The 1,109-nt window shown below is 71.1% G+C and carries 1 protein-coding gene; it reads left to right on the top strand.

The window, feature by feature from the left end; translation table 11 throughout:
• Positions 1–19 precede the first annotated feature (19 nt).
• On the top strand, positions 20–1,109 hold a 1,090-nt coding region (locus tag AB4Y73_RS20400; protein ID WP_441874502.1), incomplete at its 3' end, for an L-idonate 5-dehydrogenase.

The following is a 1,109-nucleotide window of genomic DNA, read 5'->3' as shown; positions in this document are numbered from 1 at the left end:
GAATGACGGTGGTGGTCTGATGCGCGGTCATCTGGCGGGTACGTCAGCGGTGACCCGGGATACCGGCGGAACCGGCGCGGCCGCAGAACCGGTGCTGCCGGTCTCGGGTCCGGCGGTGGTCGCGTACGCGGCCGGGGATCTGCGGATCGAGGACGTGCCGTTGGCGGCCCCGGGCCCGGACGAGGCAGTGGCGGAGGTTGCCTATGGCGGGATTTGCGGGTCGGACCTGCATTACTGGCTGCATGGGGCGGCGGGGGAGTCGATCCTGAAGGCGCCGATGGTTTTGGGGCACGAGATTTCCGGGACCGTGGTGGTAGCCGCTGCGGACGGCACCGGGCCCGCGGCGGGCACGAACGTGGCGGTCCACCCGGCAACCCCGGGTCCGGGCGACGGGACGGTGCGCTACCCGGCGGACCGGCCGAACCTGTCCCCGGGCTGCACCTACCTGGGGTCCGCCGCGCGGTTCCCGCACACCGATGGGGCGTTTGCCCGGTACGTGAACCTCCCGGCCAGGATGCTCCGGGCCCTCCCGGCGACGATGGACCTTCGCACCGCGGCGCTGATCGAGCCGGCGTCGGTGGCCTGGCACGCCGTAGCCCGGGCCGGGAACGTGGCCGGGAAGTCCGCCCTGGTGATCGGGTCCGGCCCGATCGGTGCCCTGGCGGTCGCGGTCCTCAAACGTGCCGGCGCAACGCGGATCACCGCCGTGGACGTCCACGCCAAACCGTTGGAAACCGCGATGGCTGTCGGCGCGGACCAGGTCCTGCAGGCCGGGGACAAGGACGCGATCGCCGCCGTGCAGGCTGACGTTGTGATCGAATCCTCCGGCAGCCACCACGGCCTGGCCTCAGCCATCCAGGGCGCGGCCCGCGGCGGGACCGTGGTCATGGTCGGGCTGCTGCCCACCGGACCCCAACCGGTCCTGATCTCCCTGGCCATCACCCGGGAACTGGACCTGCGCGGATCCTTCCGCTTCAACAACGAAATCGACGACGTCATCACCGCCCTCGCCGACGGCACCCTGCACATCGAACCCGTCATCACCCACGACTACCCGCTCACCCAGGGCCTGGAGGCCTTCACCACCGCCAAAAAACCACCGCCAAAAA

Source organism: Pseudarthrobacter sp. TAF60_1 (genome assembly GCF_052113505.1).
GTDB lineage: Bacteria > Actinomycetota > Actinomycetes > Actinomycetales > Micrococcaceae > Arthrobacter.
Note: the sequence above shows the minus strand (reverse complement) of the source record. Positions and strands in the feature narration are given on the sequence as shown.